This is a genomic window from Kaistella sp. CFF1-2 (genome assembly GCF_059509915.1).
The window spans coordinates 1-26388 of the sequence record NZ_JCAKLF010000001.1; the positions used below are offsets into that span (position 1 = coordinate 1).

26 protein-coding genes and 1 riboswitch are annotated in these 26388 nt (G+C 34.9%); of the genes, 17 read left to right on the forward strand and 9 right to left on the reverse strand.

All coding sequences use genetic code 11. The annotated features are described in order from the left end of the window. From AC5XHR_RS00005 to AC5XHR_RS00020, 4 genes are all read left to right on the forward strand, one after another. Window positions 1-244 (forward strand): phosphatase PAP2 family protein (locus AC5XHR_RS00005; RefSeq protein ID WP_495948711.1); only part of this gene is annotated, 244 nt, incomplete at its 5' end. Between the two features lie 50 nt (window positions 245-294). After that, complete coding sequence (locus tag AC5XHR_RS00010) at window positions 295-711, forward strand: EamA family transporter (RefSeq protein WP_495948712.1); 417 nt, start codon at window positions 295-297, stop codon at window positions 709-711. 119 nt (window positions 712-830) lie between these two features. Next, on the forward strand, window positions 831-2627 hold the full coding sequence (locus tag AC5XHR_RS00015; protein WP_495948713.1) for an ABC transporter ATP-binding protein: 1797 nt from the start codon (window positions 831-833) through the stop codon (window positions 2625-2627). Between the two features lie 66 nt (window positions 2628-2693). Continuing rightward, on the forward strand, window positions 2694-3335 hold the full coding sequence (locus tag AC5XHR_RS00020) for a hypothetical protein (protein ID WP_495948714.1): 642 nt from the start codon (window positions 2694-2696) through the stop codon (window positions 3333-3335). A 2-nt stretch (window positions 3336-3337) separates the two neighbouring features. Here AC5XHR_RS00020 and AC5XHR_RS00025 read toward each other — a convergent pair whose 3' ends face one another. Further along, window positions 3338-5533 (reverse strand): B12-binding domain-containing radical SAM protein, encoded by a 2196-nt coding sequence (locus AC5XHR_RS00025; protein WP_495948715.1) that lies wholly within the window; start codon window positions 5531-5533, stop codon window positions 3338-3340. Window position 5534: 1 nt separating this feature from the next. Between AC5XHR_RS00025 and AC5XHR_RS00030 the strand changes: the two genes are divergently transcribed. The 7 genes from AC5XHR_RS00030 (at window position 5535) to AC5XHR_RS00060 (ending at window position 11344) form a co-directional block, all read left to right on the forward strand. Beyond that, window positions 5535-6572, forward strand: coding sequence for a M20/M25/M40 family metallo-hydrolase (locus AC5XHR_RS00030; protein ID WP_495948716.1), 1038 nt, complete (start codon window positions 5535-5537; stop codon window positions 6570-6572). 281 nt (window positions 6573-6853) lie between these two features. After that, window positions 6854-7498, forward strand: a complete 645-nt coding sequence (locus AC5XHR_RS00035; protein ID WP_495948717.1) for a hypothetical protein — start codon at window positions 6854-6856, stop codon at window positions 7496-7498. Between the two features lie 142 nt (window positions 7499-7640). Next, the gene (locus AC5XHR_RS00040; RefSeq protein WP_495948718.1) at window positions 7641-8534 is read left to right on the forward strand and encodes a hypothetical protein; all 894 of its coding nucleotides are present in this window, start codon (window positions 7641-7643) and stop codon (window positions 8532-8534) included. Between the two features lie 64 nt (window positions 8535-8598). After that, window positions 8599-9420: a hypothetical protein gene (locus tag AC5XHR_RS00045; RefSeq protein WP_495948719.1), complete on the forward strand. Its 822-nt coding sequence runs from the start codon at window positions 8599-8601 to the stop codon at window positions 9418-9420. 19 nt (window positions 9421-9439) lie between these two features. Beyond that, window positions 9440-10294: a hypothetical protein gene (locus AC5XHR_RS00050; protein ID WP_495948720.1), complete on the forward strand. Its 855-nt coding sequence runs from the start codon at window positions 9440-9442 to the stop codon at window positions 10292-10294. A gap of 325 nt (window positions 10295-10619) precedes the next feature. Continuing rightward, window positions 10620-11036: a transposase gene (locus tag AC5XHR_RS00055; protein WP_495948721.1), complete on the forward strand. Its 417-nt coding sequence runs from the start codon at window positions 10620-10622 to the stop codon at window positions 11034-11036. After that, a complete protein-coding gene (locus AC5XHR_RS00060) occupies window positions 11012-11344 on the forward strand; it encodes a helix-turn-helix domain-containing protein (RefSeq protein ID WP_495948722.1) in 333 nt (110 codons plus the stop codon). Before AC5XHR_RS00055 ends, AC5XHR_RS00060 begins: the two co-directional genes overlap by 25 nt. Window positions 11345-11487: 143 nt before the next feature. Here the strand turns inward: AC5XHR_RS00060 and AC5XHR_RS00065 are convergent, their stop codons facing one another. From AC5XHR_RS00065 to AC5XHR_RS00085, 5 genes are all read right to left on the reverse strand, one after another. Next, window positions 11488-12330: a hypothetical protein gene (locus AC5XHR_RS00065; protein ID WP_495948723.1), complete on the reverse strand. Its 843-nt coding sequence runs from the start codon at window positions 12328-12330 to the stop codon at window positions 11488-11490. An 18-nt stretch (window positions 12331-12348) separates the two neighbouring features. Further along, window positions 12349-13194 (reverse strand): hypothetical protein, encoded by an 846-nt coding sequence (locus AC5XHR_RS00070; RefSeq protein WP_495948724.1) that lies wholly within the window; start codon window positions 13192-13194, stop codon window positions 12349-12351. 49 nt (window positions 13195-13243) lie between these two features. Then, on the reverse strand, window positions 13244-14068 hold the full coding sequence (locus AC5XHR_RS00075) for a hypothetical protein (RefSeq protein WP_495948725.1): 825 nt from the start codon (window positions 14066-14068) through the stop codon (window positions 13244-13246). A gap of 39 nt (window positions 14069-14107) precedes the next feature. After that, window positions 14108-14707, reverse strand: coding sequence for a hypothetical protein (locus AC5XHR_RS00080; RefSeq protein WP_495948726.1), 600 nt, complete (start codon window positions 14705-14707; stop codon window positions 14108-14110). Between the two features lie 153 nt (window positions 14708-14860). Continuing rightward, a complete protein-coding gene (locus AC5XHR_RS00085) occupies window positions 14861-16387 on the reverse strand; it encodes a helix-turn-helix domain-containing protein (RefSeq protein ID WP_495948727.1) in 1527 nt (508 codons plus the stop codon). Window positions 16388-16760: 373 nt separating this feature from the next. Between AC5XHR_RS00085 and AC5XHR_RS00090 the strand changes: the two genes are divergently transcribed. From AC5XHR_RS00090 to AC5XHR_RS00115, 6 genes are all read left to right on the forward strand, one after another. Next, window positions 16761-17306: a hypothetical protein gene (locus AC5XHR_RS00090; RefSeq protein WP_495948728.1), complete on the forward strand. Its 546-nt coding sequence runs from the start codon at window positions 16761-16763 to the stop codon at window positions 17304-17306. Between the two features lie 45 nt (window positions 17307-17351). Next, window positions 17352-17447: riboswitch (SAM-I-IV-variant riboswitch) on the forward strand. A 44-nt stretch (window positions 17448-17491) separates the two neighbouring features. Then, entirely contained in the window at window positions 17492-18811 is a 1320-nt protein-coding gene (locus AC5XHR_RS00095) for a Na+/H+ antiporter NhaC family protein (RefSeq protein ID WP_495948729.1), read from the forward strand. A 122-nt stretch (window positions 18812-18933) separates the two neighbouring features. Further along, complete coding sequence (locus AC5XHR_RS00100; RefSeq protein ID WP_495948730.1) at window positions 18934-20409, forward strand: ankyrin repeat domain-containing protein; 1476 nt, start codon at window positions 18934-18936, stop codon at window positions 20407-20409. A 6-nt stretch (window positions 20410-20415) separates the two neighbouring features. After that, window positions 20416-20907, forward strand: a complete 492-nt coding sequence (locus AC5XHR_RS00105; RefSeq protein ID WP_495948731.1) for a DUF2271 domain-containing protein — start codon at window positions 20416-20418, stop codon at window positions 20905-20907. Window positions 20908-20910: 3 nt separating this feature from the next. Then, window positions 20911-23097, forward strand: a complete 2187-nt coding sequence (locus AC5XHR_RS00110) for a PepSY domain-containing protein (RefSeq protein WP_495948732.1) — start codon at window positions 20911-20913, stop codon at window positions 23095-23097. A gap of 14 nt (window positions 23098-23111) precedes the next feature. Continuing rightward, the gene (locus tag AC5XHR_RS00115) at window positions 23112-24083 is read left to right on the forward strand and encodes an FAD:protein FMN transferase (RefSeq protein ID WP_495948733.1); all 972 of its coding nucleotides are present in this window, start codon (window positions 23112-23114) and stop codon (window positions 24081-24083) included. A 6-nt stretch (window positions 24084-24089) separates the two neighbouring features. Here the strand turns inward: AC5XHR_RS00115 and AC5XHR_RS00120 are convergent, their stop codons facing one another. From AC5XHR_RS00120 to AC5XHR_RS00130, 3 genes are read right to left on the reverse strand one after another with little or no spacing between them, the layout of a single operon-like run. Next, window positions 24090-24830 carry a hypothetical protein gene (locus AC5XHR_RS00120; protein WP_495948734.1) on the reverse strand — a complete coding sequence of 247 codons (741 nt, stop codon included), beginning with the start codon at window positions 24828-24830 and terminating at the stop codon, window positions 24090-24092. A 10-nt stretch (window positions 24831-24840) separates the two neighbouring features. Beyond that, complete coding sequence (locus AC5XHR_RS00125; RefSeq protein ID WP_495948735.1) at window positions 24841-25527, reverse strand: hypothetical protein; 687 nt, start codon at window positions 25525-25527, stop codon at window positions 24841-24843. 9 nt (window positions 25528-25536) lie between these two features. Continuing rightward, on the reverse strand, window positions 25537-26229 hold the full coding sequence (locus AC5XHR_RS00130) for a hypothetical protein (RefSeq protein WP_495948736.1): 693 nt from the start codon (window positions 26227-26229) through the stop codon (window positions 25537-25539). Window positions 26230-26388 lie beyond the last annotated feature (159 nt).

Genomic DNA, 26388 nt, shown 5'->3' on the forward strand with positions numbered 1-26388 from the left:
ATTGAGTATTTCAGGCTATTCTTTTGCTGTTTTTACGGCAATTTATCGGATGATTAATAACAAACATTGGTTCGGAGATGTCGTTGGTGGTGCCGGTTTTGGTATTCTTTCTACGGAATTGGCCTATTGGTTATATCCGAAAATTCAAGGTCTTTTTACAAAAAAATCAGCCAATTCCACCACGATGATAATGCCGATGTATCAAAACAAAACTTTTGGTTTTGGATTGGTGAAAACTTTCTAACTTTAATTCATTCGTTCACTTTTTTCAGTGAATATTTAAATTTCGTTACCATGTGGATTGCTTACGCCTTACTTTCGGCTTTTTTTGCTGCGTTAACTGCTATTTTTTCAAAAATTGGAGTCGCAAATGTCAACTCAAATTTAGCTACGGCTATTCGTACCATTGTTGTTCTATTCATGATTTGGGGAATTGTTTTAACTAAAGGTGAAGCCAAAGAATTAGGAAGTTTATCCAAGCAGAATTTACTTTTCTTAGTGATTTCTGGCATTGCTACTGGACTTTCGTGGATTTTCTATTTCAAAGCCTTGCAAATCGGAAATGTCTCACAAGTGGCAGCAGTTGATAAATTAAGTATTGCACTCGGAGTTGTGTTTTCAATTATTTTTTTGAAGGAAGAACTAACTCTAAAAACCGCTATAGGAGCAGGTTTAATTGTAGTTGGGACCATAGTATTGGCTCTTAAATAAATCGCAAAAAGAGTTTTAATCTACAAACATAATCACGATTGTTTCATTCTATCGATTTTCAAAAATTCTGTGCTTTCTGCTGAAAATATATCTCTACTTTTGCAGCATTATTTTTGAAAATGAAAACGCTTTTTAAATATTTAAAACCATATAAATGGCTGATTGTATTGTCTTTACTTTTGGCAACCATCAACCAAGTTTTTTCTTTGTTTTCGCCTGCGATTACGGGGAATATCCTCGATCATTTGGTGACGCATCCTAATTTTTTTGATAAAGAAAATACACTTCCAAGAAATCTAAATCAATATTTGTACGGCGACGGAATTTACCACGGTGTCTTTTATTTCTTGCTTTTATTGATTGGAACCGCGATGGTAAGCCGAATTGCAAAAGCATTCCAAGATTATGTTGTGAATGTGATTACGCAAAAATACGGTGCAAAAATTTTCACTGATGGTTTGAAACATTCTATGGCATTGCCTTTTCAAGAGTTTGAAGACCAAAGAAGTGGCGAAACGCTTTCTATTTTAACCAAAGTTCGCGAAGATTCGGTGAAATTTATTACCAGTTTTGTGAACATCTTTTTCGGGATTTTGGTGAGCATTATTTTCGTTTCCGTTTACGCGCTGCGCTTGCATTGGTCGATTATGCCAGTTTACATCGTCGGGATTTTCTTCATAGCGTTTGTCACCAATTTATTGAGTAAAAGAATTAAAAAAATCCAGAAAAATATCGTTTCGGAAACGACAGCTTTGGCTGGAAGCACCACAGAAAGTCTTCGAAATATTGAGATTGTAAAAAGTTTGGGTTTAACGAATCAAGAAGTGAATCGTTTAAACAATAATACGTACAAAATTCTAGGTTTAGAACTGAAAAAAGTAAAAAGCATCCGTTCTTTAAGCTTTGTGCAAGGGACTTTGGTGAATTTTCTTCAACAAGTCATTACGTTCACGCTTTTGCTTTTAATCTTTAAAAATATTGTGACTCCAGGTCAATATTTGTCGCTGATGTTTTATGGTTTCTTTATTTTTGGGCCGATGCAGGAAATTGGAAACATCATAATTTCGTATCGCGAAGCGGAAGCATCTTTGAATAATTTTGATACATTGATGAAAAAACCTGCAGAAGAAAAACCGGTTCATCCAAAACACATCGGAAGCATTGAAGAATTGGAGTTTAAAGACGTTTCCTTCAAACATAAATCGGCTCAATATAAAGCTTTGAACGGAATTTCTTTCGATGTTAAAAATGGAGAAACCATCGCTTTTGTTGGACCAAGTGGTTCTGGAAAAAGTACGCTCGTAAAACTTCTTGTTGGTTTGTACAGACCGCAAGAAGGAAGTATTTTCTACAATGACATCAACGGAAAAGATTTTGATTTTGATGAATTACGTAATCAAATTGGCTTCGTAACTCAAGACACGCAACTGTTTTCTGGAACGATAAAAGAAAATTTACTTTTCGTAAATCCTAACGCAACAGAAAAAGATTTGCAATTGGCATTGAAAAAATCCAGTTGTACAGCACTTTTGGAACGTGCAGAAAAAGGAATCGAAACCGTAATCGGCGAAGGTGGATTAAAATTAAGCGGCGGCGAAAAACAAAGAATTGCAATAGCAAGAGCTTTATTAAGAAAACCACATTTATTAATTTTTGATGAAGCAACTTCTGCGTTAGACAGCATCACAGAAGAGGAAATCACGACAACAATTAAAGATATTTCTAAAAATAAAGAACAAATCACCGTTCTCATCGCGCACCGATTAAGTACGATTATGCACGCCGACAGAATTTATGTTTTAGAACGCGGAAAAGTCATCGAAACTGGCTCTCACGAAAACTTACTTGCCGAAAACGGCTTATATTACGCAATGTGGCGACAGCAAATTGGGGAAAGGAAAACGCTCTCATCTTAATTAAAATTGATGAGCTTATTTCGTTGAATAATATTATTTTTAATTGATAAATATTATATCCAAACAATGAATTCCAAATCAATTATACTGCTATTTCTTGTTGTAATTTCTTTCTATTTCTCATTTAGAATTACTAAGAAAATAGTTTCAAAAAATGATAAAGGCAAAATTTGGCAAACAGGATTTTTGTTTTTTTTCACGTTTTTAATTGTTGGAAGCTTAAACTTATTCTCAATTTTCTTTTCTTATACATTCATTTGGGAAAAAGGATTTCGTGCGGTTGTTGAACAAAAACATGAAGCTGTAGTTGTCGATTATGTGATTGAAAAATCTTATCGTAAAAGTACCACAGGATCTGGATCGTACCCAATACTGCTTTATTTTCCAGTAGTAAAATTTAAAAATGACAAAGGAATTGAAACTAATAAGAAGCTGGATTTAACAAGTAATCATCCCTATAAAATTGGACAAACCATAAAGATAAGCGCTAACGATGTCTCCAAAAACGCCAACAGCATTGAGTTTGAACCCTTATTCAGTGTTATTGCAATTTCGTTAACTAGCGTTGCAATGTTCTTTTTTGTGTTGGTAGCGAGTTTCGGGTTTAATAAAACAATGAAAGAGCGGGTTAAAATAGCAAGAAACATAAGTGTTTTACTGTTGCTAATCAACGGAATTATATCACTTTGGATGTATTTCGTTATCTAAAATTACACCACTAACAACGCCACTTCTTTCAACTTTTCTGCAGGTTTTGAGTAAATGAAAACGTCAAAATCCATTTGCAGGTTTTCTTCGAAATCGGATTTCATTTGTTGGAAGGTGATGCTTTTCGGATTCTGTTTCAAATCTTTGATAAACTGAACAAACCATTCTCCAATTTTCTTTTCTACACGAATTTCAACTGCTTCATTTTTGGTGTGGATTTCAAGCATTGCGTTTTCGTACGTGATTCCTTTTTTGGTTTTGGTCGTCATTTTAAGATTTGGAATTCCGCCAAGCCAAACGATTTTTTGATTCGGTTTATGTCCAGAAAATGTTTCGTTATTGAGAACATCTTCAATATAAAATTTCGGAACCGTTGTTCTCGGAACTTTAAAATCAAACCATTCTTGGAGCGACAAATCAAAGCCAACGCCATGCATATAATTGAACAAAGATTTCTTCAATCCATACGAAAATTGTTGATGATCCATTCCTGATTTCTCCTCGTGAATCATATCGTTATTCGCAAAAGCACCAACTTCTACGCTGTGATTGATGACGTTATATTTTTCAGGATTAATTCCCACTGGACTGTGAGCCGTCATCGCAAATTGATGCCAAAATCCAGACTGTAAAATTCCAATTTCAAAAAGTTGACGAACCATTTCTAAGCTGTCAATCGTCTCTTGCGCGGTTTGCGTCGGAAATCCGTACATCAAATATGCATGAATCATAATTCCAGCTTCGGTGAAATTTCGGTTGACAATCGCCACTTGATCCACAGTTACGCCTTTATCAATCAATTTTAATAATCTGTCCGAAGCCACTTCCAAACCACCTGAAACTGCAATACAACCTGAAGCTTTTAATAATCGACATAAATCGTAAGTGAAACTCTTTTCAAAACGGATATTCGTCCACCAAGTAACACTTAATTTGCGTTTTAAAATTTCTAAAGCTACTTCGCGCATTAAAGCTGGTGGCGCCGCTTCATCCACAAAATGAAAACCTGTATTTTGAGTGGATTCTATCAATTCTTCCATTCTATCAACGATTTGCTTCGCCGCAATTGGCTCGTAAACCTTGATGTAATCGAGGGAAATGTCGCAAAATGTACATTTTCCCCAATAGCAACCATGTGCCATCGTCAATTTATTCCAACGTCCATCGCTCCAAAGTCGATGCATTGGATTTACGACTTCAATCACAGAAATATATTGATTGAGCTTTAAATCCGAATAATCGGGCGTTCCAACTTCCGAAAATTTATAATCTCGAATTGTTGAATTGTTGATGTAAACAACTTCATTATTTTGAAGAACAAAAGTTCGTTTCAAATCTGAAATTTCGATTTCGTTATTGACGTATTTTAAAACTTGTTCGGTTGGCGCTTCACCATCATCCAAAAGAATAAAATCAAAAAATTCAAACACACGAACATCGCTCAAAGAACGCAATTCCGTATTTGGAAAACCGCCGCCCATGCTGACCTTTACGTTCCGATAAGTTTGTTTGATGTATTGCGCACATCGAAACGCAGAATACAAATTCCCTGGAAAAGGCACCGAAAATCCGACCATTTTTGGATTGGTTTTCTGAATTAAATCTTCCAATTCCGAAAGTGTAATTTGATCAATATAAGTCGGTTCTTTTTGAAGTTCAGCATACATTTCATCAAAAGAATTTGCAGAACGTCCCAATCTTTCGGCGTATCGACTAAAACCGAAGTTTTCATCCACAGCTTCGATAATTAAATCAGATAAATCCTCCAAATATAAAGTCGCCAAATGTTTGGCCTTATCCTGAAACGACATTGCTCCAAAAGCCCATTCCAAATCATCCAACTGCGAAAAGCGAGAAGCTTCGGGCAAATAACCATCTTGAACAATAGAATCCGCCAAAGTCGAGTTTTTACCTTGCAGAAAGTGAATCACGGCATCAATGCTCGAAATATAATCGTCTTTCAACATTAACATTCGTTGTGCGTTTTCACTTAATTGAACGTCTTGAAATTCAACATAACTGAATAAATCGGCCAAACCTTTTTTGGAAAACAATTTCAGAATCACATCCAAACCTAAATCCGCCTGAAACACCTTGTAGGAAAGCGTATTCAAGAAACCTTTTAGATAAACCGTGCCCGGATAAGGCGTGTTAAGTTGCGTAAAAGGCGGCGTAATAAGGACTAGATCGGTTTGCAATGTGAAATATTTGCTGCAAAAATACGGAGGATTTTTACGATGGCAAAAATCCGATTATTTCACTACTTTTGTTTTTATGACATCTACACTCTATAAAGGTCTTCTTTTATTAAGTTTCCTATTATTTGCTTCAAAAATTTCTGCGCAAAATATCGAAGTGAAAAATCTCAAAAAGCATGTGTATTTTCTTGCGGATGATGCTATGAAAGGTCGTGGAACAGGAAGTAAGCAGAATTTGAAAGCCGCAAAATACATACGAAAGGAATTCAAAAAATATAAGTTGCAGCCTTTAGGGACAGAGGGTTATTTTCAAGAATTCGATGCCAAAATTAGAAAAGTGAAAGTTCCAGACAGCATTCGAAAAGCTCGAAATGTTATTGGATTTCTTGATAATCACGCTGACAAAACGATAGTGATTGGAGCGCATTACGACCATATTGGAGAAGGTAAGCAAGGAAGTTCTTTAGCAAAAGATAGTTACGGAATTATTCATAATGGTGCGGATGACAACGCTTCGGGAGTTGCTGGTTTGTTAGAATTGGCGCGCTTTTACACTCAGAATAAGACTAAAGAACCCGTTAATTTCCTGTTTATTGCTTTCGGAGCCGAGGAATTAGGTTTAGTTGGATCTCGATATTTTGTTAAAAATCCAACATTTGACTTAGCTAAAGTTCATTGGATGTTAAATATGGATATGATTGGTCGACTTAATAAAGAATCAGGAGTTTCCATAATTGGTTATGGAACTTCGCCGTCTTTTGAAGCTATTTTTAATTCAATTCAACCAAAGGATTTTGTGAAATTTTATACGGGTTATGAAGGTCGTGGAGGCTCGGATCAGACCTCATTTTATGAGAAAGACATACCGGTTTTGTTTTTTCATACAGGTGGCCACGATGATTATCATAGACCAACGGATGATGCCAACAAAGTAGATTATGAGTCTTTGAAGGGAATATTAAAATTAGAACAAGCTGTTATTGAAGGTAGTTTTAAACAACAAGAAATGCTTTTTCGAAATACGGATAAAAAGAAGTAGAACTTCAAAACTAAAATCGCTAAATTTTAGTTTCATTATGCATCAGACTTTTCATTTCTTTTTTACTTTTCGTAATAAAAAACTGCTTTTTAGTTTTTCTATATATAGTATGGTTTTGATTTTGGGTTCACTGATTTTACAAAAATACACAATTGTAAATCAGTATGTTATCGATTTTTATTGTTTTGGGTTTAACCGTCTAAACAAAATCCTTTTTCTTTTTTCTGTTCCTACTTTTAAATTTATTTGTGTTGTCAATTAGATATTGATTTAAAACACAAATGAAGGAATTGAAGAAAAAATCAGGAAAATTCTATCCTCTCTTTTTTATTCAGAGGATAGTTTTGTTTTTGTTATTTTTCTTAAGCTCACTAAGTTATTCTCAAATTTATGTTTCTTCTAGCGATGCTTTATTTATATCTGAGGAAACGGAAGTGTATTCATGTGATTCAAATGTTGATAAAGTAAATGTTGAAGATCGAAAAGTAAAGGAAGGAGAAATTTTTATTATTGGAGATGTTGAAATTTTCGATATAGAACATCAAGTTTTTGCAAAAGAAGCTGTTGTTTTGGCAGCAGAAGATATAAATAGGTCGCAAATTCATAGAAAAAAGGTTAGAAATTTAAATGAAAACCTTTCGTTAAAAAAGTCCTCTACAGTTAAGGAACCTAAACCAGAATTTACACCAAAACTTAATTCTTCGGAATCTTCTTTTGATTTTTTATTAAGTTCAAATTCATATAAAGCAATAGCCAGTACAAATCCTGATATATTACTGAATGGTTTGTTACTTAGTTCTTCAGAACTATTTCTTCCTTTCACCACTATAATAAGCAAGGTTCAAATTTTTTATAATACAAATTATCAAGGTCGAGTTTCTAATTATTATTTTTCGATCCGTCCACCGCCTTTTTCTATTGGTTAAAACACTATGTAAGTTATACTTACAGAATTTTCACTAATGTAATTTCCTATCGCTTATATAGTGCATTTTTTTAAGAATCAATTATTGTTCTATTGTATTGTTTATAGGGCATTACAAATGCTAATTTATTAAAACAGAAAAAATGAAAAAAATACTATTTACGGTAAGTTTTTTAACTTTTATTTTTCAATCCTATGCGCAGGTTGGAATCAAAACACAAAAACCAATTGGAGTTTTTAATATAGATGGAGCGAAAGATAATAATGGATCGATGAATCCTGCAGCCAATCTTCAGGTAAATGATGTAACTGTTTTATCAACAGGATTTACGGGAGTCGGTGTAACAGCACCTACGCATAAACTGCATATTAATACGGGCGGAACCGCTGCTTCACCTATTAAAGGAATAAAAATAGTAGATGGAAGTCAAACCGCTGGATATACAATGACAAGTGATGCTAATGGTGTCGGTTCATGGAAATATCTTGATCAAGGTGCAAGTGCAAAGACCGCTGCAATTACAAGTTTTGGAACAACAGTTATCACATCGGACAATACTAATGTAGGTCTAAAAAACTCCGGTTTAATGTTACACGTGTCACCAGGAAGATGGATTCTAAATATTGGTATTAAAGTGAATTTTACGGCATCTAGTAATACGGTTGGACAGCCTTCAGCCAATACAATTCCTTATCAAACCAGTTATTTTTTGGAAGGTTATGTATCTTCTAGCCAAACAGCGAATCAGCAAGTAGGCTTTACTGCAGAAAACATTTCAGGAACCACTGAAGTTAAATTCGGTGGAGTTGTAATGAGAGGTCCTGGAGCAAATGACCCTACACTTGTTAACAATAATTCAGGAAACTATATTTCAGGTTCTGCAATAATTAATGTACCAAATGGTCCTGGAGTAGATTTGTACCTACTTATTCAAAATGTTGCTAGTCCTTCAGGAACTAAAAGTGGTGAAGCATGGTCTTTTGATCCTACGAGTATTGAGAATACATTTTATGCAGTTCCCATCAATCCTCAATAGAATTTAACTTAACATCAGATGTTTAAATAAGGTAAGAAATTACCTAATAAAATAATTTAACAAAATGAAAAATAACATAATACTATTGTTTTCTTTTATTTTTTGCGGAAGTTTCTATTCGCAAGTAGGAGTAAACACACCAAACCCACAAGGCGTTTTTAATATTGATGGAGCGAAAGACAATCCAAAAACAGGAACAGCGCACACTGCAGCACAGCAGTTAAATGATGTTACAGTTCTTGCCAATGGAAATGTTGGTTTAGGAACTATTAACCCGTCCGCAAAACTTGAGATCCAAACTGGCGGAACAGCTAGCGCACCAGTTGCAGGATTTAAACTTGTAGACGGCTACCAAGCAAACGGAGCAGTATTGGTAAGTGACGCCGCTGGAGCTGGACTTTGGACTATTCTTGGAAGTGCGAAAGGTACCATTAATGGAACGATAGACGGTGGAGGAACTGTGGCTTCGGATCAGTCTGGTGGGACTAAATACACAATGTACAAATTAGACTTAACCCAAGGAACTTATATTGTAAACATGGGACTTGTTCTACATAATACAATGAATGCTCCTATTGGAGATGGAACTTGGTTGCATGGTTACATATCATCTGATCCAGGATCATGGGTGAAAAATGGTTTTAAATTGGATGGTCCTGCTGGAGGTGTTACTGGCTACGCAAGTGTCCAAGTAAAAAATAGCACACCTAATTCACCCAATTTCTTTTCAGGAACAATTAACCTAACAGTATTAAATCCCACTATTACTCTTTATCTACTTATTGAAAATATCGGACGAGGTGGTGGTGCGACAACAGGCTCTTTATGGGAGCATAACACAGCAAGGTCGGGTAATTATTTTTACGCTATTCCAGTAAATAAGTAATATTAAAATTAGAATTATTATGAAAAAAAACATATTAGTAGTAATGTCACTTATTTCATTTGGCATGGCTTACTCTCAGGTAGGTGTTAACACAAACAACCCACAAGGGGTCTTTAATATAGATGGAGGAAAAGATAATCCCACAACAGGTGCGGGAAGTACTTTTACACCCCAACAACAATTGAATGATGTTGTCGTGCTTCCCAATGGAAATATGGGAATTGGAACAATAAATCCTAACACAAAACTTGATATTAGAATTGATACGACGCCACCGCTTCCTAATACACCTGTGGCAGGTTTTAAATTAGTAGATGGAAATCAAGGTACGGGAAAAGTTTTACAAACGGATGCAACAGGACTTGCCACTTGGGTTGATGTTGGTAAACGAGATGTTGTCCTAGGTAAATACACTAATAGTGTTATTTATTCAGACAATGTGGTGACATCAGCAAACCAGTACAAATATTCGGGTGCTTATATTCAGCTAAAGCAAGGAAAGTACGTGATTAAAGCTGGGTTAACAACCTATATACCTGTTGATTACCCAACTGGATACAGTTATTATTGGTCTATCTATTTAAGTTCATCAAATTCAGATGTACAACAAAATGGGTTCAGTTTTATAAATGGAGCTCCAGCAGGTACAGCTGCATTTGGTGCGAGAATGATAAAAAACCGAGGAAATACCAGTCCAAATCTTTTTCAAGGTTCCGTTGTGGTAAATGTAACAAATCCTGCGGGAGTTACCTTATACCTAATGTTGCAAAATATTCCATTATATACCGATGTACCTACGACTAACGGACTTACAAGCTTTAGATATCACACCGGTAATTATGAGAATTATTTCTATGCTTTACCAATAAATTAATAGAAAAAATAAAGATTAACAAACGAAAGTTGCTTCGAAAGGAGCAACTTTTTTATTTACGTTAAGCAACGTAAAGTTACAAAATTGAGGATCTTAGTAATCCTATATTTCGCATTACAGTGTAAACTTTAAGTCCAAAAATTATTCTATTTTAAAATTGATGTATGATTAAGTAGGTTGTTGAAAATCAATTCTTTTTTTGTTTTTTCTATTATCGTTTAAGCGTCCAAACAAAACCCTTTTTCTTTTAAAAATCAATTAATTTTAGTATATTTGTTGACATATAATAGAAGAAAGGTATAGCAATTTGTAGCACGATATTAAAATGAATTTTAAAGAAATCCATATTGGAAAATTAATAAAAACCAAAGTAGAGGAAAGTTCTATTGATTCTGAAAGATTAAGTAGGTATTTGAAATGTTCTGAAGAAGATTTGGAAACGTTTTATAAAGCTAAAAACTGTACAACTGAAGAATTATTAAAATGGAGTAAGATATTGGAATATGACTTTTTTAGGATTTATTCGCAGCATCTCATTTTTTATTCACCTGCATCGGCGATAAAAGAGAGCAAAAAGCAATCTTCATTACCCAAATTTAGAAAAAACATTTATACGCAAGAGGTTATCGATTTTATTTTAGAATTAGTTAAGGAAGGCAAAAAAACAAAAAAGGAAATTATCACGGAGTATCATATTCCCAAAACGACTTTATACAAATGGATCAGCAAACATCAAAAATAAACCCGAATTATCACAAAATTTATCGTGACCTTATTGCGTCTAAATTTCCAGATCGAGTAGAAGAGTTTAGATCGTTTTTACTAAAAGAGGTTTTGTCGGCAATAGATATCATTATGATTAATCAGCGTTTGTTTGGTGTTTCAGAGGAAACGAATAATCAACGATTGAGATCGTATTCGACGAATGATATTATACAGATTTTAGAATATCAAAAAAAATCTAAAATGAATAATTCAGAATTGGCAGCTCATTATAAATTGAGTAGAAACACCATTAGCAAGTGGAAAAAGAAATTTTTAATTTCATAACTAGGCGTTTTTTTTCTTTTTAATATCTTGTTCCCTTCCAGAGCTTTCTGTGAAGGGAATTTTATAATAAAGAAAAACCTCAAAACATAGTTTTGAGGTTTTTTCCATTTGTGAATTTGGAATCTTATTTTAAAGAAAATTGTTTAATTAATTGGCATTGCATATAAATAGTTTTCCCAATTTCCAGTGGAGAAAAACCAAGATAAGGTTGTTGCTCCTACATTGCTAGGAAGTGGATATGAACCCTCTCTTTTTATTAAAACCTTTAAAGTTTGCCCTTCTGGTTTCGTTACATCAACAATGTTTGAACCATACATAAATGAAGGACCACTTCCTGCCGTATTTCTAATCATTTGACCTTGAAAAGAGTTTGCTCCAATAAAAGAAAAACCATCTTGAACTAATGCAAATTCATCTGTAGACAAGAAGGCTTTGATGCCATAGTTTGTTCCTAAAGGAGCACTACCATCATGATGCAGCGTATAACCAAGGTTTACAAGCCATTTCCCAAAAGGTAGGAAGATGTAAACATTAGAATATTGGTAAGGATATACTGCAGGATCTTGGTCTTTCGCATGTACAACAGTATTGGCACTAGGGAAAACGCCTTTCTTTACACTTCTTGTAATATTGATATCAGACCAAAAACCAATTCCATTTCCTTCACCATTATCTTTTAAAACGCGGCCATTGGATTGGGTTCCATCAACAAGTTTAAACCCTGGTACTTGTGTTGTTGCCGTACCATTTGTGATAATTTCTAGTTTATTTGTAGGAGACGTTGTTCCTATACCCGTATTTCCATTCGGTAGCACAATGACATCATCCGCTTGCTGAGCAGGTGTTGGTGCGCCGGTATCGGCGTTTTTTACTGTTCCTCCATCAATATGAAATGCACCTTGTGGGTTTTTAGTGTTAACACCCACTTGAGCTGTTAAATAATTTGCAATACTTAAGACTAATGCAAATGTGATATGTTTTTTCATTTTTAAATCTTTTGGTATTTATGAATTAACTGGTATTGCGTAGCAAAAGTTTGCAGGATCAAGAGGATCTACCTTCCACATACTATTTGTGTCAGTTTGTGGAAGTATAGTACTATCTGTGCCATTTGTTAGGTTATAATTCTCTAAAAATATATATACCGTCATGTCTTGAGCAAAAGTAGCCAAGATTGTTCCTGTGAAAAAATTACGATTTCCAGAATTTGGATCTTTTAAAATTGCTCCCGCATAACAAGTTCCGCCACCAGCAGGTCCGTTTAAGGTAATTCCAGCTCCTGAGTGGGATGTTTCACTGCTTGAAATATAGCCATGCAGCCAATAAGGTCTAGAATCTGAAGAAGAATCTGTATTGTATTGAACTACGAGTCCTACTGAAATTAGCCATTGACCTTTTGTTACATTTACTTTAACCTTGGTATACGTTCTACTTGTGTTGCTGGAGATAACGCTTCCCGCGGGTCCAAAAACGCCCGTTGCTAGTCCTTTTGCTGCATTTAATGCATACCAACTTCCAACACCTTGTGCATCAGATTGTAAAACTCTGTTTTGTTTTTGGTTTCCATCAACCAACTTAAAACCGCTTGGTGCTACCGTTGAAGATGCTGCAGGCGCCACAATATGCACTTTGTGAGTGGGAGAGATTGTTCCAACGCCTACATTACCATTTGCTAAAACCGTCACGTCATTCATTTGCTGCGCAGCTGTATGCGCAGATCCTGTTTTTGGATTGTCTTTTGCACCATCTATATTGAAAACTCCTTGCGGATTTGGGGTGTTTACACCAACTTGTGAGAAAAGTGCTCCTGAAATTAATAGAGCAACTAATCCTATGATATTTTGTTTCATCTTATAATTAATTAAATGATTGTACTTTGTAAGAATAACCTAAGCAATCTTACTCGTTTACAGGAACACCTGTGAAATAATTTGATGTAATTTGAGGATCAAATTTCCACATCGAACCAGTTGTTCCAGCAATTCTGGCCTTATTCTCTACAAGTACATAAATAGTAGCAGCAGCACTAGTTACGTTGACAATTAAAGTCCCGCCCATAAAATTATGAGAGCTATTAATATTTCCTTTCATCATTCTAGCAGCATAAGAAGAATCTGGGGTGTTAATACCTTGTGTTCCTACGATATTAAATCCAGATTGCGTCACACTTGTTGGGCTAGACGACAAATAACCTTTTAGCCAATAAATAGAATTATCGGGTAAGTCAGCAGTTATTTCTAGGTCTATTCCAAGATTTAAAAGCCACTTTCCTTTTGTTAAATTAATGGCCATTGTTGTGTTTTTATAGGATACAGAAGTCTCATCAGATGAAACTGCAGCTTTAGCAGATGATCCATTAATAATTGATTTAGTAGATCCTAATTCCTTCCATGTCGCAACTCCATTGTCATCACTTAATAAGTATTTGTCTTTACCTTGGTTACCATCCTCCAGTCTAAACCCTGGAACTGGAGCGTCACCTGGTTTTACGGATTGTATGTTTAGTTTTTGAGTTGGTGAAATTGTTCCAACTCCAACATTTCCGTTTGGTAAAACAGTTACATCGTTTAATTGTTGGTCAGGCGATGGCGTTAATGAACCTGCATTATCTTTTGCACCGTCAATGTTAAAAACCCCAATAGGTGTATTCGTTCTAATTCCTACTTGACTGAATCCCAAGCTGAACAGACAAATTGAAAATAGGGTGTATATGTTTTTTTTCATTTTTCTATAATTTAATAATTTTTGAAATTTTTGTCGACTTTAAACTAAAAATGGAGGAGGACGAATAGAATTTGTTTGAATTGTCCAATTAGAAAAAGGTTGACTATTAAAAATTATTCTAGTAGTTTTTTCCTCGAAATGAGTTCTAAGAGGAAGACCAACTTGCGTAATTATAGTTCCGAAATACGTGCTATTGCTTGAACCAAGCGCTACAGTGTTCTGATTTTTAGGATTACTAGCGAATGTACCGCTTTCTTCAGTAGAAACCTTTGGTGTGTATTTTACAGTTAGCTTCTTCAGTTTTTTCTGAAAAGCTTGTCCATCATTTTTGAACTTTATTTTTGTTGCTTTAGACGAACCATTTTTTGAAGTTATTGTTTGTTCGTTTAACTGTTCACGGGGAAGAGTCTTTGCACTTATTAAACTTTCCTGATCAGTTTCGCTTTCATGTATTATTTTTCCTGAAACAATTTGTCCTTCATTAAAAATTTGAGCACCATCACTAACATAGATTTGTCCCTGAATTTGAATGGAACCACTCATCAGAATAAAAAACAAGCTCACCCATAAAATTTCTAGTATAGAAAATTTATTAGAAAAGGATGTTTTTGATTTAGTAAAAAAGTCGTTTTTATTCAATGTTGTGAGTATGTTTCTAGGTTTTTATAACGCGATGCAAATTTAGATAGAATTGATGGTACTTAATAAGATTAAACTATCGTTTGGGTGCTTAAAGTAAAATGTTTTATATAGTTTATTGTATTGATTATCAGTTGTGGAAAATTGTAAAATCTATTTTGGCTTAAAATGTGAGTTTTCTGAGGTATTTTCCTCTTTTAAATAGTTGATATATTGTGATGGAGAAATTCCGTTTTTTGCTTTAAAGTTTATTGCAAATTGCGTGTGCGAACTGTAGCCAGCCATTTCCGAAATCACAGCAATTTTGTACTTAAATAGTTGCGGGTTTTTCTTTAGCTCTTTTGATATGTAATCGATTCTAACCGAATTTAGATAGCTGTAAAAATCTTCACCTCGATATTTTTTTAAAAAGTAACCTAGATTTCTTGGCGTAATTTTTAAAATAGTTGCCATTTTGGTTGCTGAAAAATTGAGCGCTGTAAACAAAATTTCCCTTTCAAAAGCTTCCAATCGTTGCAAGATTTCAGCTTCATTATCGAGCTCTTTCTTGAGATTTGTTTGTGTCGTTAGTGTTTTTTCTTTTTCTGAGATTGTATTTTCAGAACTATGATTTTCTTCTCGATTAAGGCGATCTCGCAAGTCTTCGTAGCGCTTTCTTCTTTTTCTAGCAGTGCGAGTTTTATAAAGAATATAAATGGATATCAGAACTATGGATGCAATACAATAGACCATCCATCCCGTGATTTTTGTTTTTTGGCTTTGTAATTTTTTGAGTTCTTTTTTTGATTCATGTAAGGTCAAATCTTTCGAAACCTCCGATTCTTTGTTCGTTAAATCGTTAATTTCATGCAGGATTTTTGTTTGTATAGATGCAGGATCAATTTCGGACTTTAAACGTTCTTCTAAAATTTGTTTTGTCAGAGCTTTTGTCCCGTTCTTTTTTGATGTTTGATACGCTTTATTAAAGAGTTCTAAAGCTTGATCTTTTTGATTTTCTTCAACTAATACTAACGCTTTAGAAAGCTCTAAAATTTCGGATAGTGTTGGATTTTTAGATGGTATCTGACTTATAAGCTGATCAGCTTTGGAAATTGTTTTTTTAGCTTCTTCCGTTTTTCCGCACTTTAATTGTGCAAAAGCCAATTGCGCATAGACCGCAAAAATAAAATTAAGGTCTTTCTTGCGTACTTGGGGTGGAATTAAATTCAAATATTTTTCTTTTTGGATGGCGGATTGGCAATACTTTTCATCAATATCATTAATTTTTGAAAGTATATAATGGGTTTCTGCTTCTTTATAAGGATCATTTGATTGGCCAATTAATTTCTTTTCGCGATCAAGCGCCTCATTAGATTGCATTATAAGTCCTGCTCTTCGATAGGCCAAAAGTAAGGTTAGAGTATAATCGCGTTTTAATCGTGTTGAGTCTGTTTGGTTTCCAAAATGCTCTGCAGATTCCAGTAAATTTACGGCATTTGCATATTCCCCTTGACGAAATTTATTAACTCCTAAAATATAGTACGAATAAGAAAATTCATATGGAGTTTGCGCGTTTTTTAAAGCTTGTAAGCCGTTGTATTCTAAATTTAGATTACTCTCTTTTGCTTGTTTTTGGTGGAACAGAAATCGCTGATGTTTTTCTTCATTAGGATTGCTTTGGCTATATATAGGTATAGCCATTATAAGTAAGAATACTATAATGGGAGTTCTAAGGCACATATTAACACAGATACAAAGAGAAAGATACTCTTTGTATTATGCAAAAATATAGTATTTATTTTGGGAATATTCAATTATTAAGTTAAGATTTGTTCTAAATAATTAATTTAGATTGCTATTATTTTTGATTTCTTGCAATGTAATGGATGTTTCATCTTATAAACTTTGACATTATTCTATTTATCACTTAAATGTAGATTTGTAGTAGACTTATTTTATTGTCCATATTTCGGTGTAGGAATCTGCTTTTTAGAATATAAGCATAATTGATAATTGTGTACTATTTTCAAAATATTTTAATTGTATCTTGCTTGCAGAACGAAAATATAGATTTATGAAAAAGGGATTAGTTCTAATAACCAGTTTGTTTTTGTTGCAATCGTGCGTCGTTTCTACGGCAGCCAAAGTTGTAAAAGGTGCTACAAAAGTGGCTTATAAAACCGTTAAAGGAACCGTTAATGGAATAAGTTGGGCGGTCAAAAAAGCTGAAGGCAAAATTAATGAAGATGGCTTGGATGGAACTTGGAAAATAGTTGGAGTGTATCATGGTACTTTCGACGATTTTCAAAAAGATTCAAATCCAGCAACATCCTTTGAAAGTGAGTGCGGAGAAGCTTTTGATCAGTTAGTTTTTAAAACCAATAAATCCAAATTCAAACAAGCTCATTGTTCATCCGAAGATCAAGATTGGACAAAATATAAATTGAAATTTGGAAAAAATCCGTTAACTAGAGATAAAGAAAATTTTATTGAATACGGGAATAATTCTTATATTTCGGTTATTGATGTTTCTAACAAAACGTTAGTTTTAGAAGGAAATGTGCTTCCCAAGCTTTATTTTTCTGGAGCCAAACTCTATTTATTAGAAAAAGTAAAATAGGTAAGAAAGGTGTTTTTTTCATCTTTCTAATTTTTTATATCTTTGCGGCATTATCAAGAACCCCGAAAGTCGGGTAGCAACCTGCAACAACAAGCAAGGTGCTAAAAACGATAAGCCATTTCTGGAAAAAACGTTGATGCTTCTCTGAATTGTGTTTATCGGATTGATGTAAGAATTACTGATGCATGAACACAATTTTTAAAAATCCTATTTGGGCTTTATTTCCATTTTTCGTTTTTATCCTGGTTTTTCTAGGAGCTGGTATTTATTATAATGATTTTTACGCAATGCCTTCCCCAATCGCAATTATTGTGGGAATTATCGTGGCGTTTATCATGTTAAAAGGTTCCATGAAAGAAAAAACAACTACTTTTTTGGAGGGTTGTGGCGACCGGAATATATTAACAATGTGCATCATCTATATTTTGGCGGGTGCTTTTGCAGCAGTTTCCAAATCCATTGGTAGTGTTGATGCCATTGTGCAATTGGGAATTCAGACGCTTTCCCCTCAATATTATCCCGCGGGAATATTTCTTATAGCTTCATTTTTATCTATTGCCTCAGGAACATCGGTCGGGACAATAGTGGCTCTTGGTCCAATAGCAGTTGGACTTTCAGAGGCTGGAGGTTGCGATATTAATATTGTAGGAGCGGCGCTTTTAGGGGGTGCTATGTTTGGGGATAATCTTTCCATAATATCAGATACAACGATTGCGGCAACTCAAATTATGGGTTGTGATATGCGAGATAAGTTCAAGAATAATTTCAGTTTTGTATTTCCAGCAGCGGTTATTGCGTTTCTAATCTATATTTATATTGGTTCAGGGAATACGGATGGTGTTCAAAATACATTGAGCTCGGAGGCTCAGTCGCCCATACTTATTATTCCTTATCTCGCCGTAATTTTATTGGCTTTCTTTGGATTGGATGTTTTTCTCGTTTTACTTATAGGTATTGCTTTAAGTGGAATTTTCGGTTTTATTTATCATGATTTTAGCTTTTTGGAGTTTGGGAAGAAGGTGTATGAGGGTTTTACAAGCATGACGGAGATTTTTCTTTTGTCGTTATTAACAGGTGGTTTAGCGGCATTGGTTGAAAAAGCTGGTGGAATTGACGCTTTATTAGGTTCAATTCGAAAGAAAATTTCAGGACCAAAGTCCGCTTTATTAGGAATAGGAACTTTTGTGGGATTAACAGATGCTGCAACAGCGAATAATACAATTTCTATTGTCATTACAGGTAAGGTTGCCAAAAAAATTACTGAAGAATTTAATATAAAGCCTAGAGTTACAGCTTCTATTTTAGATACATTTTCGTGTTTTGTACAAGGGATTATTCCCTATGGAGCACAAATTTTAATACTAACGGGTTACAGTAAAAATTCGATTAGTTATCCTAGTTTATTACAAAACAGTTTCTACTTGTTTCTATTACTTATTGCTGTTTTCATATATATAGGAGTCGCTAAAATCCGTAATTCGGATAATTTTACAGCCGCTGAATAAATTTATTTCCTGCATTTTATCACTTTTTTAATATTTCTTTTGGAGGTGTTATTTTTATTCTTAATTTTGTTATTTATAATTATTATAAATAAAATTAACGAATCAATCATACCATATACCTTATGAAAAAGATCTTTTTTGCTGCTGTTTTTTTAGTAGCTGTTGCTTTCGGGAAAGCTCAAAAAAATACCTTATTAGATGGTGCTTTTTGGAAAAATAACCCAACTTTAGAGACTGTAAAAGCAGAAATCGCAAAAGGAAATAGTCCGTCACAACAGAATGGAGGATTCTTTGATCCCGTTGTAATGGCGATTAACAATAAGGTTTCAACGCCTGTTATTCAATTTATGATCGAGCAGGAAGGAAATTCGATTGATAAAAAAACGCACCATTCAAGAACGTATTTGCAGTGGGCTGCGGCTTCTGGAAATTTAGAATTGGTAAATTATCTTTTGGCGAAAGGTTCGGATGTGCATTATAAAGACAGTCATGGTTCGTCTGTTATCGAGTATGCAGCCGAAGCTGGAAACAAAAATACGGCAGTTTTTGATGCGTTAATTAAAGCTGGAGCCAATCCAAAATTGAAGCATGAAGACGGTTCAACTTTAATCATGATGAGCATTGCGAATGATGACGATTTAAAGTTGGCGAATTATTTCGTTTCTAAAGGTTTGTCGCTTCAAGATAAAGATGCAGCGGGAAGAACGGTTGCAGATTATGCAATGAAGTTGGGGAATTTCAAAATTTTGGATCAATTAATTGCGAAAGGTGTAAAACCAACCGACCAAGCTTTGTTTTTTGCAACTCAAGGTTCGCGCGCAAAATCAAATGGATTGGATGTTTTCCAAACTTTAGTAGAAAAATATAAGTTGAATCCAAAGGCCTTAAATCCAAATGGAGCAACGATTTTAAATTCATTGATGAGAAGACCAAATCTTGAGATTATTCAATATTTCTTGAACAAAGGTGTTGATGCAGGAATTGCCGATAAAGAGGGAAATACAGCGTTAATGATGGCTTCTCAAGGAAAAGATGCGAAAGTAATTGAAACACTTTTAGCAAAATCTAAAAACGTAAACGCAGCCAATGCAAAAGGCGAAACTGCGCTAATGAAGGCTATTGAAAGCGGTTCTGCTGATGTTGCAAGTCTATTAATTAAAAACGGAGCCAACGCAAAAGCGACTGATAAAGCTGGAAATTCTTTAGCGTATTATTGGTTTAATTCCTATAAATCAAATCCAGAAGCGATTGCCGATTTCGCAGCGAAACAAGCTTTGTTGCAAACGGCTGGCGTTGATTTTAAATCGACTCCAAAAAACGGAAACTCGTTGTTGTTATTGGCGGTTGACAAAGGCGAAATCGATTTAGTGAAAAAAGCAGCGGAATTGGGTGTTGATGTAAATGCTCAAGATGCCGATGGAAACTCAGCTTTGCACAAGGCGGCGCTGGTTTCTAAAGACGATAAAATGCTAAAAACTTTGGTGGATTTAGGCGTTAAAAAAGATTTAAAAACAGAATTTGAAGAAACGGCATACGATTTGGCTAAGGAAAACGAATTCTTAACAAAAAATAAAGTGTCAATCGACTTTTTGAAATAAAAGATTATGAAAAAGAAATGGAAAGTTATGGTTTTGAGCGTGTTTGCATTGGTTTTGTCCAATTCAATTTTCGGTCAAACAACGAAGTACAAAACAATGATTCAGATGAATGCGTATTCGGGGAAAGAAGCCTATGTGGTGATTTCGCTAATCAATCCGAAAGGGCAGTACGAGCAGACTTTGGGCGTTTTAGGAACCGATAATGAGTGGTACAACACGCTGAAAGAATGGGACAAATTTCAAAAAGTTAAAAAGCAAAAATTAAACGGAATTACAGGCGCTTCGGTTGCTGGTGGAGCGAGAGCAACACGTTTAATTGAATTTGACACAGCTAAACTAGACAAAGGTTACAAGCTTCGTTTCGAATCTGCCGTTGAAACTCAAAAATACTACGCAAAAGATGCTGAAGTTGCTTTATCATCGGCGGTTTTAGACAATAAAGCGGGCGTTACAGGCGGCGGTTACATCAAAGCGATTCGATTTTTAAAAGTTCAGTAAAAAATGACCGTATCCATTTGGCGGTATGCTCATTTGGCGTTGGCGATTATTTCGTCCGCTTTCCTTTTGATTTTGTCGGTTACGGGCGTTATTTTGGCGTACGATGAGATAGATGAAAAAGCTCCGGCGTACCGTGTAGAAAATTTTCAAGAACTCAATCTGGGACAGGTTTTGCCCACACTTCGTGACTCATATTTTGAAGTGATTGAAGTGAAGGTGGATCACAACGATTTTGTGACCATCGATGCTTTGGACGAAAACGGAAATCCCGTAAAATCCTATATTGATCCCAATTCTGGAAAGAAAATTGGTGAAATAAAACCCAAAAGCGACTTCATCAATTGGACGACTGCTTTGCACCGTTCTTTGTTTTTAAAAGAAACTGGAAGAGCGATTGTCGGCGTGGTTTCCTTCATTTTATTTTTGATTTCGATTAGTGGTTTTGTCCTTATTTTAAAGCGTCAGCAAGGGCTAAAACATTTTTTTACCCGAATTCGAAAAGATTTTTTCTCCCAATATTTTCATGTCGTTTCGGGACGATTGTTGTTGATTCCGATTTTGATTGTTGCCTTAACGGGAACCATTATTTTCATGGTTCGATTGGACTTTTTCAAAGGTGAAAATCAAGAGATAAAACATACTGCAAAAGCTGGTGAAGCCAAGCATTTAAAAGATATTCCTTTCTTTAAAAATACGGCTTTGGATGATGTCGAACGCATCGAATTTCCTTTCGTTCCCGATGATGAAGCCGAACCGTTTATCGTTCATTTAAAAGATCGTTCGGTGTCGGTAAATCAAGTCACAGGCGAAATTATTTCCGAAACTAAATATCCATATTCCGCAGTTTTAGAAAAGATAAATCTTGATCTTCATACTGGGAAAACCAGCCGTGTTTGGGCATTTATCTTAGGTTTAGCTTCATTGAATATTATATTTTTTATTTACACAGGTTTCGTGATTATGTTCCGCAGAACACGAACTAAAATTAAAAATCAATACAAAAGTAAAGACGCCGAAATCATCTTATTGGTCGGCTCTGAGAACGGAACAACGCTAACTTTTGCCGATAATATTCATAAACAATTGTTGGGACAAGGGAAAAAATCCTTTTTGGCTCAAATGAATCAATACGAAGCCTATCCAAACGCCCAACATTTGGTGATTTTTACATCAACCTACGGACTTGGAGAAGCGCCAACCAATGCCAATCGTTTTGAAAATTTGGTTAAAAAATTAGCTCAAGATCATCCGATTTCGTTTTCGGTGGTTGGTTTTGGTTCAAAATCCTATCCCGATTATTGCGAATTTGCAGTTTCGGTTAATCGACTTCTGAACGAGCAATCTTGGGCAACCAAATTGGTGAATTTATGCACAGTAAACGATCGGTCAACGCAAGAATTTGTCCATTGGGCGCAACTTTGGAGCGAGAAAAGTTTATTGGCTTTAGCAACAGCGCCAACGGTTTATGAAGCTAAAATTCCAAATCTTAAAGAGTTTGAAGCGGTTGAAAAATCAATTCCAACAGAAGAGAATTCGACTTTTAAAGTCATTTTAAAATCAACTAATAAACAAAATTTTGAATCTGGAGATTTGCTTGCGATTTATCCTGAAAACAATAATAAAGAACGTTTTTATTCGGTTGGAAAAGTTGGACAAAACATTCAATTGCTGGTTAAATTATTTCCTGGTGGTTTAGGTTCTGAATATTTGAATCAATTAAAAATCGGTTCCTTAATCAACGGTCGAATCATGGAAAATGCAAAATTCCATTTACCGAAAGATGTTCAGAAAGTAGCGATGATTGCAAACGGAACTGGGATTGCACCGTTTCTAGGAATGATCGATGAGAATTCGAGCAAGAAAAATATTCGATTGTATTCTGGTTTTAGATTTGATAATTCGCAAGCCAAAGAATATCAAAAATTCGGTCAAGAACAGCAATCGAAAGGTCATTTAGAAAGTTTGCACTTGGCTTTTTCTCGTGAAGAAAATAAGCAATACGTCATGGATTTAATTAGAAATGATGAAACTTATTTCGCAGATTTATTGAAAAATGGCGGAATTATCATGATTTGCGGCGCTTTAAAAATGCAACGCGACGTTGAAAAAGTTTTAGAAGAAATCACTTTAAAATACCATCAACAGCCGCTAAGCTCCTACGAAAACCAAATTCTAACGGATTGTTATTAAATAAAAAATATAAAATGTACCAAAACAGAATCGTTCTTGCGCTTCTGTTTTTGGTTTTTTCAAGCAACTTTGTTTTCTCTCAAAAACCAGTTGTAGTCGAACGTCAAGTAACTTTGATGGGTTCGGTTTTTAATATTACTTTGGTGGATAAAGATTCTGCAAAAGCGAACAAAAACATCGATTTAACCATTGAAGAAATTTCTCGAATTGAAAATTTAATTTCGGAATGGCAACCTCATACACAGATTTCACAAGTCAATCAAAATGCGGGAATCATACCTGTGAAAGTTGATAAGGAGGTTTTTGATCTTACAAAACGTGCTATTGATTATTCTAAAATGTCGAATGGTGCGTTTGATATTTCTACGGTTTCGATGGATAAAATTTGGCGTTTTGATGGTTCAATGACCGAAATGCCAAATCAGGAATCCATCAAAAAATCTATAAAAAATGTTGATTACCGAAATATTATTTTAGATTCCATAAACTCTACTATTTTCCTGAAAAATAAAGGCATGAAAATCGGTTTTGGCTCGATAGGAAAGGGCTATGCTGCGGACAAAGGTCGAGAATTAATGCAAAAAAGAGGCATCAAAGCAGGAATTGTCAACGCTTCTGGAGATATTGCGACTTGGGGAACGCAACCCAACGGAAAACCTTGGGCAATCGGTATTCGAAATCCTTTTAAGCGTCAAAAAGTTGCTAAAATTTTAAAACTTAAAAACTCCGCCGTTGCCACTTCGGGAAGCTATGAAAAGTACGCCGAAATCGATGGAGTGCGTTATTCTCATATCATCAACCCGAAAACGGGATTTCCCGCAACGGGACTAACAAGCGTCACAATTTATGGACCTTCATCTGAATTTTGTAACGCGCTAAGCACTTCCATCATGGTTTTAGGCGAAAAAGAAGGACTGAAATTAGTCCGAAAATTCCCAGAGTACCGTTATTTGTTGATAACGGATGAGGGGAAAGTTCGGCGATAATTTCCTCTAGAAATTCATCGGATACGCGATAATAAAATTCTCTGGTACGAGTTCTTGGGTTACTCCAAAATTTACTATTTGCACATTAGAAGCTATCGGCGAAAAATAATCATAATGATATTTTAGAAAATATGTTTTTGGCGTATCGGAAGTTTGATTAATAAAAAACTCCCCTGTAATTAATCCACTTGGATTTGGTCCTATGATGGAAGTACTTGAGAATACAGCGTTTGTAACGATATCTGCAGTTGGTGTCGGAGTTATATTGTCTGAATTATCGTCATAAAAACTAGCTCTAATCCAAATATTTCGTCCATCTTGAAGCGGATAATAATTAACTTCTGTTGTTTTCTTATTTTGAACATACACACCAATTGAAGCGACTACTAACCATTTCCCTTTGGGTAAAGTCAACGTAGTTCCTGTATTTCGAGCGTTACTTCGTCTTACGGTGAATGGATATGAGTCAAAAGTTTCCGTTTTCGTATAAGCGGTTTGATTAAATTTGGCTAAAATAGAAGGTTTAGAAAGATTTATATTTTGCCAAGTTGCATTTCCTAAATTGTCAGAGACCAAGGTTTTGTTAGCTGCAGGGAGATAATTAGGATCGGTTGCTTCGAATCGTATTTTTCCCTTTACATGAAGTCTTTCTTGTGGATTTTTTGTGTTAATTCCCACATTTCCTTTTTGAGCAAAGACAAGCAAAGAGGAGCTTAAAAATAGATATGATAGTAGGTGTTTTTTCATCGATTTTGTATTAAAAAATGGGTAAAGCAAAAATTTGATTTTCAGGTTCTGAAGCAGATCCAAAATTTGTGAATCCCGCTGAAGAATTATTGATTCGATTAATATTTGCAATAAAATAATAGATTTTGGTTGACCCTGACGAGTTGGATACAAAAATATTTCCTTTCATCATTTGATAGGTCGAAGGCGAATAGTATGAACCATAAAAATAGCCTTTTCCAGATGTCGCGCCAGTAAGAATATCTTTGGAAGGTACTAAGCCCGTTGGAGAATCAGCCACTGAAAATTGACAGTTTAAGACCGTATTTGAATTTTTTGATAAATCTATAGTGGGACGTAATACGACGGCGCCCGTTATTTGCCATTTTCCAGGTGGAAGTGCAATTTGTATCAAGGTTGATTGCCATCCTGGACCAACTTGATTAATAGTAGAACCAGCTGTAGGTAGCTTAACAATTTGGATTCCTCGAAACACATCCGTCGGAACTTTTTTAAATGTTCCAAATTCATCTTCGCTTTGTACCGTATAAAAGCTTGTGGAGGTATTTACACCATCTTCTTGTCTAATAATGTATTTGGCATCTCCTTTTACGTGAAGCGTTGTTGTAGGTGATGTGGTTCCGATTCCAACATTTCCGGTTTGTGCGTAGGTACTAAAAGCCCAAGCAAGAAAGACTATTGTAGATAATTTTTTCATGAATTTGGTTTAATTCGTTGTAGAAATAGGGTAGGCATAAATTCGGTTTTCCCCCCAGAAAGCTGACAGTTTGAACAATGGTAGAATATTGGGATCGCTCGTTACTGCAGTGCGATCTGATTTTCCCCATAAGTAATAGGTTTTATTTTGTGTCGATGCATTTTCTAGTAATGCATATCCTTCAACCATACCGTACATACTTGGCGTAATTAATGAACCTGTAATTTTGGTTGCTCCTCCTGGAATGTAATCACTAGTAGCGTTTGCATTGGTATTGGAATCTGTAAAATACGACGAAACCCGATTAACAATATCATCATATCGAAGAGAAGATGATGTGTTGTTGGTTGCATTGGCATTATAATCGGTTGGGATCAGTAATGAAACCTTAACCAACCATTTTCCAGGTGAAAGTGTGATGTTTCCATTCAAATAGGTATTTGTAGGGATATCACCACTATAACCAGTCGAATTTCCGATAGAACCCATTACAGCGTTTGGAATTAATGGCGACCATTTCATGGAACCATTATCAAATACTTGCAGTAAATAGCCATTTCCTTTCGAAGGATGATCAAGTCGTAAACTTCCTTTAATGTGAAGTTCAGATTGAGGATCGTTTGTTCCAATCCCAACTTTTCCAGTTTGAGAATAGAGAATCGAAGAAAATAAAAAAGAAGAAATAAGGAAAATTATTTTCATCATTTGTGTTTTTAAAAGTATAGAACAACTGTTTTTTTGTTCGAATTAAATTTTAAGAACAATGCTTGAAATGTTGAGAAGCACTGTTTTTATTTCGAATCAAAAATACATGCTCTTTGCCTTTAAAAACAAAGGTTTACCTTGCCAAATCTTAAAAAA